Source organism: Methylobacterium sp. JK268 (assembly GCF_054052225.1).
In genome coordinates this window covers 55,446-68,828 of the sequence record NZ_JBSVZN010000014.1, presented here as the reverse complement: position 1 = coordinate 68,828, position 13,383 = coordinate 55,446, and the positions used below count along the sequence as shown (strand labels likewise).

The window sequence follows — 13,383 nt, the reverse complement described above, 5'->3', positions numbered from 1 at the left end:
CCGCAAAACCGGCCGGAGGGCGGAGACGCCGCCCTCGTCAGAGCGGCGGCAGGCCCGCTTGGTCCTGGCGGGCGAGCCGTAACAGGTACTGGCCGTAATTGGTCTTGGCGAAGAGTTCGCCCCGCGCCGCCACCTGCTCGCGCGGGATGAAGCCCTGCAGGTAGGCAATCTCCTCCAGGCAGGCGACCTGCATGCCTTGCCGGCTCTGGATCACGCGCACGAACTCGCCGGCCTCCAGCAGGCTGTCGTGGGTGCCTGTGTCGAGCCACGCGTAGCCGCGCGACATGCATTCCACCCGCAGCTGACCGCGCTCCAGGTAAGCCTGGTTCACGTCGGTGATCTCGAGCTCGCCCCGCGCCGAGGGCTTCACCGCCGCCGCGATGTCGAGCACCTGGTTGTCGTAGAAGTAGAGGCCGGTGACCGCCCAGGTCGATTCCGGCACTTTCGGCTTCTCCACGAGCTTGGTCGGGCGCCCCGCGGCGTCGAGGTTGACGACGCCGTAGGCCTCCGGGTGGTCGACGTGGTAGGCGAAGACCGTCGCCCCGTCCTCCCGGGCGCAGGCCCGCGCCAGCAGGGCCCGCAGGCCCGCCCCGAAGAACAGGTTGTCGCCGAGGATCAGGGCGACCGGGTCGCTCCCGACGAAGTCGCGGCCGATCACGAAGGCCTGGGCCAGCCCCTCCGGCCGCGGCTGCACCGCGTAGGAGAAGCTGACCCCGAACTGCTCGCCCGTTCCGAACAGGCGCTTGTAGTTGTCGAGGTGCTCGGGGCTGGAGATGATCAAAATCTCCCGGATCCCGGCCAGCATCAGGACCGAGACCGGATAGTAGATCATCGGCTTGTCGTAGACCGGCAGCAGCTGCTTGTTGATGGCGAGCGTGGCCGGGTGGAGCCGGGTGCCGGACCCGCCGGCGAGCACGATGCCCTTCATGAAAAATCTCCTCAGGCCGGACGCGCCGGGCCGATCAGCCGGTCGAGGATCGCGTCGAGCGCCTCCGGCCAGGGCCGCGGCGCGATGCGAAAGTCGCGGGTGAGCGTCGCGGTCGAGAGTTCGGAATTGGCCGGCCGCCGGGCCGGGGTCGGGTAGGCGGAACTCGGGATCGCCTCGACAGGGACGGCGCGCACGCCCCGCGCCCGCGCCCCCTCCATGATCGCCCGGGCGAAGCCGCACCACGTGGTCGCGCCGGCATTCACGCAGTGGTAGGTGCCGGACGGGGAAGCCGGGTCCTCGGCGAGGCGCAGCGCCACCACCGCGAGCGCCGCCGCGAGATCCGCGGCCGCGGTCGGGCAGCCGCGCTGGTCGTCGACCACGCGCAAGCCGTCGCGCTCGCCCGCGAGCCGCAGCATCGTCTTCACGAAGTTCGCCCGGTGCGGGCTGACCACCCAGGCGGTCCGCACCACCGCGTGGCGCGGGTTGGCCGTGCGCACGGCGAGTTCGCCCGCCGCCTTGCTCGCCCCGTAGACGCTCGTCGGGTTGATCGGCGCGTCGGGGGCGTAAGCGCCCGACCCCGTGCCGTCGAACACGTAGTCGGTCGAGACCTGGACGAGGGGGATTCCGGCCCGCGCGGTCGCGGCGGCGAGAAGCGCCGGGGCGAGCGCGTTCAGCCGCCAGGCGGCCGCGACCTCGCTCTCGGCCTTGTCCACCGCCGTGTAGGCGGCCGCGTTGATCACCGCCGTGTAGGTCCTCTCCGCGAGGGCGGCCGTGATCGCGGCCTCGTCGGTGATGTCGAGGGCCTCGCGGGCGGGCGCATGGAGCGCGACATCCGCCGGCCAGGCATGCTCCCGCAGCGCGGTGCCGACCTGGCCCGCCCCGCCCAGGATCAAGATCGCGCGCATGCCGGCCTCACGAAGCGGTCAGGCCGAGCCGCTCGCCGGCGTACCGGCCCTCGCGGATCGGCTGCCACCAGTCGCGGTTGTCGAGGTACCAGCGGACCGTATCCTCCAGGGCCTGCTCGAAGCTCCGGGTCGGACGCCAGCCGAGTTCCGCCTCGGCCTTGGCCGGGTCGATCGCGTAGCGCCGGTCGTGGCCCGGCCGGTCGGCCACGAAGGTGATCAGCCGCTCGTGCGGCCCCTCCTCCGGGCGCAGCCGGTCGAAGACCGCGCAGAGCGTGCGCACCACGGCGAGGTTGCTGCGCACCGCCCGGCCGCCGAGCAGGTAGGTCTCGCCGGGGCGTCCCCGCTGCAAAGCCGCGACGAGGCCGCGCGCGTGGTCCTCGACGTGGATCCAGTCGCGCTCGTTCTGCCCGTCGCCGTAGACCGGCAGCGGCTTGCCCTCCAGCGCGTTGAGGATCATCAGCGGGATCAGCTTCTCGGGGAAGTGCCGCGGCCCGTAATTGTTCGAGCAGTTGGTCACCATCACCGGCAGGCCGTAGGTCTCGTGCCAGGCCCGGGCCAGATGGTCGGAGCCGGCCTTGGAGGCCGAGTAGGGCGAGCGCGGGTCGTAGCGGCTCGCCTCCGTGAAGAAGCCGCCCGGCGGCAGGGACCCGTAGACCTCGTCCGTCGAGACGTGAAGGAAGCGGAAACCCGCCTTCTCGTCCCCGGGCAGGGCGGCATGGTGCGCGCGGGCCGCCTCCAGCATCACCTGGGTGCCGACCACGTTGGTGCGGATGAAGGCAGCCGGCCCGGTGATGGAGCGGTCGACGTGGCTCTCGGCCGCGAGGTGCATCACCGCCTGCGGCCGGAACTCCGCGAAGAGCGCGCCGACGCGCTCCGGATCGCAGATGTCGGCCTGCGCAAGCCGGTGGCGGGCCTCGTCCCTGAGGGGCAGGAGCGAGGCCGGGTTCGCCGCGTAGGTCAGGGCGTCGAGGGTGAGCACCTCGTGGCCGAGGTCGCGCACGAGGTGCAGGACCAGGGCCGACCCGATGAACCCGCAGCCGCCCGTGACGAGGATTCGCATCGAAGGGACCTCCGTTCGGGGCGTCAGAAGAGGGCCGGAAGCTCGGCGAGCGGCCGGGCGGTCCGGTCCTTGTCGGACAGGACCGCTTCTGCAGCGGAGACCGGCCAGTCGATCCCGATCGCCGGGTCGTTCCACAGCACCGCGCCGTCATGGGCGCGGCTGTAGTAGCCGCCCGAGACCTTGTAGGCGATGGCCGTGTCGGGCTCGAGGGTGCAGAAGGCGTGCCCGAACCCGACCGGCACGTAGAGCTGGTGGCCCTGCTCGGCGTCGAGGCGCACCGCGACGTGGCGGCCGTAACTCGGCGAGGCGCGGCGCAAGTCCACGGCGACGTCCAGGACCGCGCCCGAGACGACGCGCACCAGCTTGGCCTGCGCGTGGGGTGGCGTCTGGAAGTGGATGCCCCGCACCGTGCCCGCCTGCGCCGAGAAGGACTGGTTGTCCTGGATGAAGACGTCGCGGATGCCGGCCTCGGCCAGGAGATCGGCGCGGTAGGTCTCGGAGAACCAGCCGCGCGCGTCGCCGTGCCGGGTCGGGATGACGAGCTTCACCTCCGGGATGGATTGATCCACGACCTGCATGCGCGCCCTCTCCCACGGCTACCGGCCGGCCGCGCCCCGGACCCGGGAACCCGGCGTCTGCCGCAGGATACGCGCCCTACTGTCTCGCGCCCGCGGTGACAAGCCGGCCGGACGCGCGGGTCAGGCCGCCGCCAGCGCCTCGGCGATCGCCGCGAGCGCCGCCTCGGCCGCCGCCCCGTCCGGGCCGCCGGCCTGGGCCATATCGCGGCGCCCGCCGCCGCCCTTGCCGCCGAGCCGCTCGGACCCGGCCCGGACCAGGGCCACCGCGTCGAACCGGTCCGTGAGGTCGTCGGTGACGCCGACCACGAGGCCGGCCTTCCCGTCCGACGCCACGCCCACGATCGCCACCACGCCCGAGCCGAGGCGCTTCTTGCCCTCGTCCGCGAGGCTCTTGAGGTCGCGCATCTCCACGCCTTCGACCGCGCGGGCCATCAGCTTCACGCCGGCGACCTCGCGCACCGGATCCTCCGCCGCGGAGCCGCCGCCCATGGCGAGCTTGCGCCGCGCCTCGGTCAGTTCGCGCTCCAGGCGCCGCCGATCCTCGATGAGGGCGGCGAGGCGTTCGGGCGCCTCCGCCGGCGGCACCTTGAGCAGGCCCGCCACCGCGGCGAGGCGCCGGCTCTCCTCGGCGAGGTGGCGGCGCGCAGCGTCCCCGGTCATCGCCTCGATGCGGCGCACGCCCGACGCGACGGCGCTCTCGCCCACCACGGTGATCAGGCCGATCTCGCCGGTGCGGCCCACATGGGTGCCGCCGCAGAGCTCCACCGAGAAGGCGCGCCGACGGCCGTCGGCCGCCTCGCCCTCGCCCATCGAGACGACGCGGACCTCGTCGCCGTACTTCTCGCCGAACAGCGCGCGGGCGCCGGTGGCGATCGCGTCGTCGACCGCCATCAGCTTCGTCACCACCGGGCCGTTCTGGAGCAGCACCCGGTTGGCGATCCCCTCCACCGTCGCGACCTCGTCGTCACCCATCGGCTTCGGGTGGCTGAAGTCGAAGCGCAGGCGCTCGGGCGAGACCAGTGAGCCCTTCTGGGCAACGTGGTCGCCGAGCACCTGCCGCAGCGCCTCGTGCAGGAGGTGGGTGGCCGAGTGGTGCGCGCGGATCGCCGCGCGCCGGTCGTGGTCGACCCTCAACTCCACCGCCTGGCCGAGGCTCAAGCGCCCCTCCTCGACCGTGACGTGGTGCACGAAGAGGTCGCCGAGCTTCTTCTCGGTATCGGTGACGCGCACCCGCAGGCCGGCCGCCGTCACGAGGCCGGTATCGCCGACCTGGCCGCCCGACTCGCCGTAGAAGGGCGTCTGGCTGACGACGAGGAGGCCCTCCTCGCCCGCCGCCAGGGCCTCGACCTCGGCCCCGCCCCGGACCAAAGCCGTGACGACGCCTTCGGCCGTCTCGGCCTCGTAGCCGAGGAACTCGGTCGCCCCCACCCGCTCGCGCAGCGCGTACCACAGGGTCTCGGTCGCGGCCTCGCCGGAGCCCGCCCAGGCGGCCCGGGCCGCCGCGCGCTGGCGCTCCATCGCGGCCTTGAAGCCGTCCGTGTCGACGCCGATGCCGCGCGCCTTCAGCGCGTCCTGGGTCAGGTCGAGGGGGAAGCCATAGGTGTCGTAGAGCGTGAAGGCGGTCTCGCCCGAGAGGTTCTGGCCTTCCGAGAGGTCGCGGGTTTCCGCGTCGAGGATCGACAGGCCCCGCTCCAGGGTGCGGCGGAACCGGGTCTCCTCGAGTCGCAGCGTCTCGGAGATCAGAGACTCGGCCCGCGCCAGTTCCGGATAGGCCTGCCCCATCTCGCGCACCAGGGTCGGGACGAGCCGGTACATCATCGGGTCCCGGGCGCCGAGCAGCTGCGCATGGCGCATGGCCCGCCGCATGATCCGGCGCAGGACGTAGCCGCGGCCCTCGTTGCCCGGCAGCACCCCGTCGGCGACCAGGAACGAGGAGGCGCGCAGGTGGTCGGCGATGACGCGGTAGGAGGCGGTCTCGGTGCCCGCGGGCGGGCGCCCGACCTGGTGGGCCACCGCGTCGATCAGGCTGCGGAACAGGTCCGTGTCGTAGTTCGACTTCACACCCTGGAGGATCGCCGCCATGCGCTCCAGGCCCATGCCGGTGTCGATCGACGGTCGCGGCAGGCCGACCCGGTTGCCCGGCTCGACCTGCTCGTACTGCATGAAGACGAGGTTCCAGAATTCGAGGAAGCGGTCGCCGTCCTCCTCGGGGCTGCCGGGCGGGCCGCCCCACAGCTCCGGACCCTGATCGATGAAGATCTCCGAGCACGGCCCGCACGGGCCGGTATCGCCCATCTGCCAGAAGTTGTCGGAGGTGCCGATGCGGATGATGCGGCCGTCGGGCAGGCCGGCGATCTTGCGCCAGAGCGTCGCCGCGTCGTCGTCGTCCGCGTAGACCGTGACCAGCAGCTTGCTCGTGTCGAGCCCGAACTCCTTCGTGACGAGGTTCCAGGCGAGCTCGATCGCCAGCGGCTTGAAGTAGTCGCCGAACGAGAAGTTGCCCAGCATCTCGAAGAAGGTGTGGTGGCGCGCCGTGTACCCAACGTTGTCGAGGTCGTTGTGCTTGCCCCCCGCGCGCACGCATTTCTGCGCCGTGGTGGCGCGCTGATAGGGCCGCTTCTCGACGCCGGTGAAGACGTTCTTGAACTGCACCATGCCGGCGTTCGTGAACATCAGGGTTGGGTCGTTGCGCGGCACCAGCGGCGAGGAGGGAACGACCTCGTGACCGTGCTTGGCGAAGTAGTCGAGGAAGGTCGACCGGATCTCGTTGACGCCGCTCATCGCGTGAAGACTCGTGGGTGGGGCTGCGGGCGTGGACGGGAAGCCCCCTCTGTGCCGCTCACGGAACGTCCCTCCGGCGAGGAAGGGCGTCGCGTGAGGAGCACGCGGGGCTCGCGCCCGCTGTCTTAGTCACGCGGTTCCGCCGTGTCGAGGCGAGCGCCGCCGCAGCCCCGGTCGGCGGGGGTGCCGGCTCGCTGCGTGCTCACGATCCGAGCGTCAACCCGATTACAGCGATGCACAACGTCGATTCAACTACAGATACGTTTCTGCATTGCGTCCAAATCAATCGACCGTAGTTTTCTCCTCGACCTGCGAGGTCAGCAAGCAGCCACGGCTGCAACGTCTTAACAGTTACAATCCTATCACATTAACATTTTTTATAGCCGAGATTGATATTTGCATTGATCATGCGACAGTGATGCAAGGCGCTGACGGCATCGACCAAGATCAGTCCGCCCCGGGGCGCGTCTCGCGGGGCCGTGACCAAGCGACGGGAGGGACGGCCACCCGGGTTCGGGCATGGCGATCGGTCGAATCCCGCCCGCGCGCCGTCCGGCCCAGGTCGGGCATCGGCCTATTCCGGATGGGACTGCCACGCCGGGCCGTCGGCGGCGAAGCCGGCATCCTGCGAGAAGCGACAGGGGACGAGGCCTCCGGGAACGCAACGCGAGCGCGAGGAGACGAGCCATGCCTGATCATGCTGCTGCGGTCCGGCCAGCCGCCGAGAGTTCCATCCCCGAGGGCTGGCGCCTCACACTCCCGTCGCCGCCGCGGCCACTCTCCGTCCCGGCGCGCACGGATATCGACGACGGTTGCGGCGTCGAGAGCATCGCCATCCTCACCGACGGCATCGCCTGCCTGTACCGCATCCTGTCGGACGGGTCCCGGCGAATCCTCGCCCTGATTCTGCCGGGCGAGTTCTGCTGCGGTCCCCACCCGGACGCCCGTCCGCTCGGCTACGCGGTGGGCACGCTGACGGGTTGCACCATCGCGAGGCTCCCGCCCCGCGCGACGATGCGGCTGGCGCGGGACGGCACGACCATCAGCGAAGCCCTTCGCAGTCACGTCGTGCTGAAGGTGAGCGCGATGCAGGAATGGCTCTGCAATGCCGGGCGCGGCTCCGACAAGCAGCTCGCACACATCTTCTGCGAGCTGCACGTCCGGCTGCAGGCGATCGGGCTCGCCGACGAGACCGGTTACGATCTCGACATCACCCAGGCCGACCTGGCGGATATGGTCGGGATCTCGCCCGTCCACGCCAATCGCGTCCTCAAGGCCCTGGCGCGCAAGAGGCTGGTGACCTGGAAGTGCCGGCGCGTGGAGATCCCGGATGCGGGGCGCCTGAAGGTCTTCGCGGGCTTCAGCGCGCATTACCTCTCCGAGTGCTCGCCCCACGCCCTCGGCCTGGACGCCTGAACCCTGCCCATGGCGGGCAGTCCCCTTTTCCCCAGAACCCGCTTCGCGCAGGCTGGACGCGGGTCCCGATAAGGCATGCGCCCGACCCGCTCATCGCGTTCCGCGACGCCGGCGGGAGCGTTGACGCGCGTCGTCCTTCGAATTAGAGGAATTCTAAATTACAACCTCATTCGAGATCGCGATGCCGCTCTTCACCGCGGGGCCGCAGGTGGCCCTCTCCGAACTGTCCGACCGCGAGGTCCTCGCCCTCGCCATCCAGGCCGAGGAGGAGGACGGCCGGGTCTATCGCGAGATCGCGGAGCGCCTCCGGGAGAACTACCCCGCCTCCGCCCAGGTCTTCCAGGAGATGGCGAGCACGGAGAGCGACCATCGCCGGCAGCTCCTCGACCTGTTCCAGGAGCGCTACGGCGACCACATCCCGCTGATCCGCCGCGAGGACGTGAAGGGCTTCGTGCGCCGCAAGCCGGTCTGGATGCAGGAGAGCTTCGACATCGCCGCGGTGCGCCACCGCGCCGAGACCATGGAGGCGGAGACTCAGCGCTTCTACCGCGAGGCGGCCTCCCGCTGCACCGACCCGACGGTGCGCAAGCTGCTGGGCGACCTCGCCGACGTCGAGGCCGGGCACGAGGTGATGGCCTCGCGGCTGGAGGCGAGCGCGGAGCGCAAGGCCGGCGAGGAGGAGACGGAGACCGCGCGCCGGCTCTTCGTGCTGCAGGTGATCCAGCCGGGACTCGCCGGGCTGATGGACGGCTCGGTCTCGACGCTGGCGCCGGTCTTCGCCGCGGCCTTCGCCACCCAGAACAGCTGGGACGCCTTCCTGGTCGGCATGGCGGCGTCCCTCGGCGCGGGCATCTCGATGGGCTTCGCCGAAGCCTTGTCGGACGACGGCTCGATGACCGGCCGGGGCCGGCCCTGGATCCGCGGCATCGTCTGCGGGCTGATGACCACGGCCGGCGGGATCGGGCACACGCTCCCCTACCTGATCCACGATTTCCGGATCGCGACGGGACTCGCCGTGGCGGTGGTGCTGCTGGAGCTCTGGGCGATCTCGTGGATTCGCTCCCGCTACATGGACACGCCCTTCCTGCAGGCGGCGTTCCAGGTGGTGGTCGGCGGGCTTCTCGTCTTCGCCACCGGCATCCTGATCGGCAGCGCGTAGGCGAGACGCCTTCCGGTCGCAGGGGGCAACAACGGCCCGTCCCGCAACGTTCTGGCCTGCGACACGGATCGTGGATCGGACGGAGTGGGACGATGCCGAATTCTCTTCCCCGCCTGCGCGGCGGGCTCGCGGGGCTGCTGCTCGCCGGCCTCGCCGCCGGGCCGGCCCTCGCGGCCAACGACCTGCCCCCGCCCAAGAACGGGGACACGATGCCGCCGGTCTCGCTCACCATCACGAGCGAGAACGGGGCGCCGAAATGCGACCCAGCGGAACTCCGCCTGCCGGCCGACAGCAACGTCGCGCTGCAGGTGGTGAATCAGTCGAAGGACGAGGTCACCCTCACGGCCCCGAAGATTTTCGAGAACCGCTACGTCCTGCACCACGACGGAGACGTGGTGCACGTTGCGAACAACGACGGCTACGTCGTCAAGCAGAACGGCCGCGGCGAGATCCGCCTGCGCACCATCGCACCCGGCCAGTACACCTTCGGCTGCACGAGCGTCACGGCGCGGAACAAGCCGTTCGAGGGCAAGCTGACGCTGGTCGATCCAGCGGCGAAGTGAGCGCAAAGGGGCTGTGCCCAGCCCTCCTCGCTTCGCAGGCCCCTCGATCTCGCCGCGGAGCGTCAGCGCCACCACCTACAGGATGGCCGCGGCAACGCTGCGCTCTGGAGCCGAGCCAAGCCCTCGCTAAGCCGATACTGGAAGCACCGACGTCCTGCTGGCGGGATCGCCGTCCGATGCGTCATCCCACCAGGAGACGTGCTTGTCCGATGCCTCAGCTATGTCATCGTGGGAAATCACGATCAGGATTGAGCGACGGAACCGTTCGCGGAACGCGGCAAGGACTGCGGAAGCCGACTCGGGGTCAAGATTGGTGGTAGGCTCGTCGAGGATAACGATGCCGGCGTCTCGGACGAATGCGCGAGCCAGAGCGATCCGGCGCCGCTCACCACCGGACCAATCGCCACCGCGATCTCCAATTTTGTCCGTCAGGGACAAGCCCCGCCTCGACAGCATCTCCGAAATCCCGAGCTTGATCATGGCTTGCGAGATCAGATCGTCCGGGATCGACGTGTCCCCCAGGCGAATGTTTTCGATGATGCTTTCGGAGAATACGTAATCTACTTGAGGCACGTAGAGGCTAAATTGGCGAAGATCACTGTAGTTATCTTTGACAGAGAAGGGCACGCTGTCGACGACGATCGAGCCGGCCGCTCCCGGAATGAGGCCGGCGATCGTGCGAGCCAACGTCGATTTTCCTACACCGCTCGGCCCTTGGAAGATGATCACTTCACCACAGCGCCACTCCGCCGAGCGTGGAATACCGACCCGGCGCTCACCAGCCATTGCCTCCACACCCAAAAGAGTAAGCCTCTCGAGTGACCGGCGAGTGCGAAGCCCTTCTGGGGCGCTCCTCGTCGCGTCCAGGAGAATGCTCGCCGCAACTTCCATGCTCGCGGAGGCTTGCACGAGCCTCTCCGCAGATCTGGAGAGGCTAACGATCGGTGCAATGAGCTGGAAATAGGACAGAATGAGTGCAACGAGATTCCCGATGCGTTCAACCCCGGGCGGCGCGTCATTCGGAAGCGTCATTTGAAAAGCAACGATTGCGGCAACGAGGCCAGACCAGCGGAGCAATTCGAGCCGAATGTGTTTTCTGAAATAATGTTTCCCGTGAATGACCACGCGCTCATCGAATAATTCCAACTGAGTTCTCAAGCGTAAATCTAGAAATGACTCAGTTCCAAAACTTCTCACTATCTCACCGACTTCGTGGGCACCTGCGATACTTTCGGATATATCCTTCTGAATCTTATCAAATGCCAAACTAAGCGCACGTTCTTTACTAATGTCGCGGAGATTCAAAGCAATGAATAACGACGCTGTTGCAAAAACAGGAGCGGCCGTCACCCAATTTACCGTGAACGTGACAAGAGAAAGCGAGACGATTAAGCCGGAAACATAGGGGATAAGATTAATGAAAAGATCAACTATAATAGCGTGCGTCCCCTCACGTCCTTTAGAATATGCATGCATCAGATCGGTGAGAGTGTATCGCCAGAAATTTCGATCCGGACGTAGCAATGCCGATAGTGTTGCCAAGGCAATGTCCGCGCCAACTCTCTCCCGTGATTGGAGAGCAAAATAAGCAGCGCCTGCTGTGCAACTACCGCCCGCGAGGCCGACGCTAACGTAAGCAACAAGTAGCAGAAGCAGATCGTTGCCTGAGATTGCAGAAACGGTAGCGTGGGCAAGGATAAACGGCTGGACCGCAAGCAATATGGCCGAAATCGTTGCGAGTATAGCCACTAATATACTTTTAATAACGGTTTGTTTATGAATTATGTTGCGCACCGTATTGACATTACTGACAATACTCATAGTTTTTAAGCCTCATTTGTGTCATGCGATTACAGATTACATTGCCTCAGAAAGAATTCCAACCGTACTGCGTTGGCGAAACAAGTAAGTGGTACACTGCATTTTCCCTCATTTATAAAAAGACGGTACTGGTAATTAAGCTTTTCGCAATTTATAATGCCATAATCGTGGAGGATAGATGTCTCAAAAAAATCAGAAACATCAAACAACAATAAATCACTATCATATACGCGAGAAAAATTTTCGCGATATCTTGGGAAAAGGAAGTAATCGCTCAAACCAGACTTCGCTAATGCTAACTTATTAAGAAGACGATTTTTCTTAATTTCCGACGGTAGACATTGAGAAAAATTCACAATGTGAGGATGGGTAAATGGATTTATGGGCCAAATGTGTTGACTTAAAAACATATCAGATCGACAAAATGCAGAAACGATTGCGCTGTTCGAAGCAACATGTCTCGTTAACGCAACTTCTTCGACCGATTCACCAAATAAGTCATCAAGATCGGATTGCTGAAACATGACGGTGTGCTCGTTTGAAATCATAGTGAGCTCATCACCGCCAATGCCCGTTACGACAACATCAGGATGAAAATCACATTTTGATAAACACAATTCTATACCTGTCCTGTAAATTTCGTCACTAGGAACACGCCGTATGATCGATTTTTTGAATATTGAGAAAGGCTTGCATTCCGTGGAATCAACAGAAACATCGTGAAAGTCAAAGATATTTATCAATTCTCTCCTACGAGTTTGCTGCTGGATCCCCGCCACACCCGGTTGGATAAGGCCGTACGTGGGCAACGTTCCAGACATAACGTTCCCACGACGTAGAGCTGCACCGATACAAGAGGAGTCGAGCCCGCCACTAAGCTCCAAAACCGGAGCAGCAGAAGTACGAATGTGAGGTCTTACAACCGACGCAATAAGGTCGAGGAAGTACAGCGCTGCCTCAGCGCCTTCGGCCAATGCCGCCGGCTCATAACGAGCCAACGAGGACGATTGCTCGATTGCACAACCGTCCTTGCCAAACGAAGCGTACTGTCCGCCATTAATCAGATATACATCCTGGAAAATTGTATTGCTTTCGAGATTCGGACCCCAATATATGAGCTTTTGACAGCTTTTTTTGTTAATTTTTTTTGAAGATAACTCAGAACATAAAGTAAAATTCCATGATACAGCCGCACGATTACCATGACGGACTATATATACTGGGACGGTGGAATTTAATGTACGGATTATCTCAATCTTATAACCGATAGAAGATCTTGTCACAAGTACAGCCACGGCCTGGAAATCGACCTCGTTTCTGAGTTTTGATTTCGAAAAATTACTCATATCTATTTTGCTTTTAGTATCAATATCTACGCAGGCTTCCACAGCACACCATAGCCATTGACTCTTCGGCTCATGTGATATGAGTTTTATTTGAGAAGAACACATCTCGATGTATTCTATAATACTATCTTGACAATCCTCACCATATCCATCAAAATCCAAACATGAAGTGAACATATTCGACCTCGTCATCTAGCTTGGGTATGGAAGTAGCAGAGCTACTTCCATCCCAAATTTAACAAATATGAAGTTCTTCTCCAGCGTACCCTTGATCTGCTGTACCAGCCGGCTTGGGAGGATGATCGCAGAATCTGGAAACAAGAACTGCGACTCGCACGTACTTGAAGACTTTCGACATCGCTATCTCCGATGACATCATGTTTGATTGGATATACTGATTTGCATTGACATCGCAGATCAACTGTCTTGGATGTCACATGATTTCTAATATGAGCGTGACTCGCATGTAAACGTGACAACATGACGCTAAGTTATATTAGAAGAATTTTTAAAACTTATTGTTTAACAGTTACAAATATCGAACACAGGCAGAATATAAACATTTAAAAATTTGAATGTAGCAAGTATATGTTTTAAGTATCAAATTTTTGAAATTTATATGAAGCTATAACTTATCTGAATATGGATATTGTCCGGTGAATAAAAGATCATTTTCTGATCATATTGTGACCAATCCGACGCTTACTGCCCCGATCAGCCCGACGAGCGCAAACTCAAGGCGGGCACCATCGCACCCGGCCAGTACACCTTCGGCTGCACGAGCGTCACGGCGCGGAACAAGCCGTTCGAGGGCAAGCTGACGCTG

Annotated in this window: 10 protein-coding genes; 3 read left to right on the top strand and 7 right to left on the bottom strand. The window is 64.0% G+C overall.

From position 1 onward, the window contains the following. Positions 1-37: 37 nt before the first annotated feature. The 5 genes from rfbA to alaS all read right to left on the bottom strand — a co-directional run bounded on the left by rfbA (position 38) and on the right by alaS (position 6,252). Positions 38-928, bottom strand: coding sequence for a glucose-1-phosphate thymidylyltransferase RfbA (gene rfbA, locus ACW9J6_RS16785; RefSeq protein ID WP_457117629.1), 891 nt, complete (start codon positions 926-928; stop codon positions 38-40). A gap of 11 nt (positions 929-939) precedes the next feature. After that, positions 940-1,833, bottom strand: a complete 894-nt coding sequence (rfbD, locus tag ACW9J6_RS16780; protein WP_457117628.1) for a dTDP-4-dehydrorhamnose reductase — start codon at positions 1,831-1,833, stop codon at positions 940-942. Positions 1,834-1,840: 7 nt separating this feature from the next. Further along, positions 1,841-2,893: a dTDP-glucose 4,6-dehydratase gene (rfbB, locus tag ACW9J6_RS16775; protein WP_457117627.1), complete on the bottom strand. Its 1,053-nt coding sequence runs from the start codon at positions 2,891-2,893 to the stop codon at positions 1,841-1,843. A gap of 23 nt (positions 2,894-2,916) precedes the next feature. Beyond that, complete coding sequence (rfbC, locus tag ACW9J6_RS16770; protein WP_457117626.1) at positions 2,917-3,471, bottom strand: dTDP-4-dehydrorhamnose 3,5-epimerase; 555 nt, start codon at positions 3,469-3,471, stop codon at positions 2,917-2,919. Positions 3,472-3,591: 120 nt separating this feature from the next. Then, entirely contained in the window at positions 3,592-6,252 is a 2,661-nt protein-coding gene (gene alaS / locus ACW9J6_RS16765; protein WP_457117625.1) for an alanine--tRNA ligase, read from the bottom strand. Between the two features lie 687 nt (positions 6,253-6,939). Between alaS and ACW9J6_RS16760 the strand changes: the two genes are divergently transcribed. The 3 genes from ACW9J6_RS16760 to ACW9J6_RS16750 all read left to right on the top strand — a co-directional run bounded on the left by ACW9J6_RS16760 (position 6,940) and on the right by ACW9J6_RS16750 (position 9,390). Then, positions 6,940-7,668: a Crp/Fnr family transcriptional regulator gene (locus tag ACW9J6_RS16760; protein WP_457117624.1), complete on the top strand. Its 729-nt coding sequence runs from the start codon at positions 6,940-6,942 to the stop codon at positions 7,666-7,668. 181 nt (positions 7,669-7,849) lie between these two features. Then, entirely contained in the window at positions 7,850-8,827 is a 978-nt protein-coding gene (gene mbfA / locus ACW9J6_RS16755; RefSeq protein ID WP_457117623.1) for an iron exporter MbfA, read from the top strand. 92 nt (positions 8,828-8,919) lie between these two features. Beyond that, the gene (locus ACW9J6_RS16750) at positions 8,920-9,390 is read left to right on the top strand and encodes a hypothetical protein (protein ID WP_457117622.1); all 471 of its coding nucleotides are present in this window, start codon (positions 8,920-8,922) and stop codon (positions 9,388-9,390) included. Between the two features lie 126 nt (positions 9,391-9,516). Here the strand turns inward: ACW9J6_RS16750 and ACW9J6_RS16745 are convergent, their stop codons facing one another. Next, positions 9,517-11,211, bottom strand: a complete 1,695-nt coding sequence (locus ACW9J6_RS16745) for an ATP-binding cassette domain-containing protein (RefSeq protein WP_457117621.1) — start codon at positions 11,209-11,211, stop codon at positions 9,517-9,519. 29 nt (positions 11,212-11,240) lie between these two features. After that, positions 11,241-12,734 (bottom strand): hypothetical protein, encoded by a 1,494-nt coding sequence (locus ACW9J6_RS16740; protein WP_457117620.1) that lies wholly within the window; start codon positions 12,732-12,734, stop codon positions 11,241-11,243. Between the last annotated feature and the right edge of the window lie 649 nt (positions 12,735-13,383).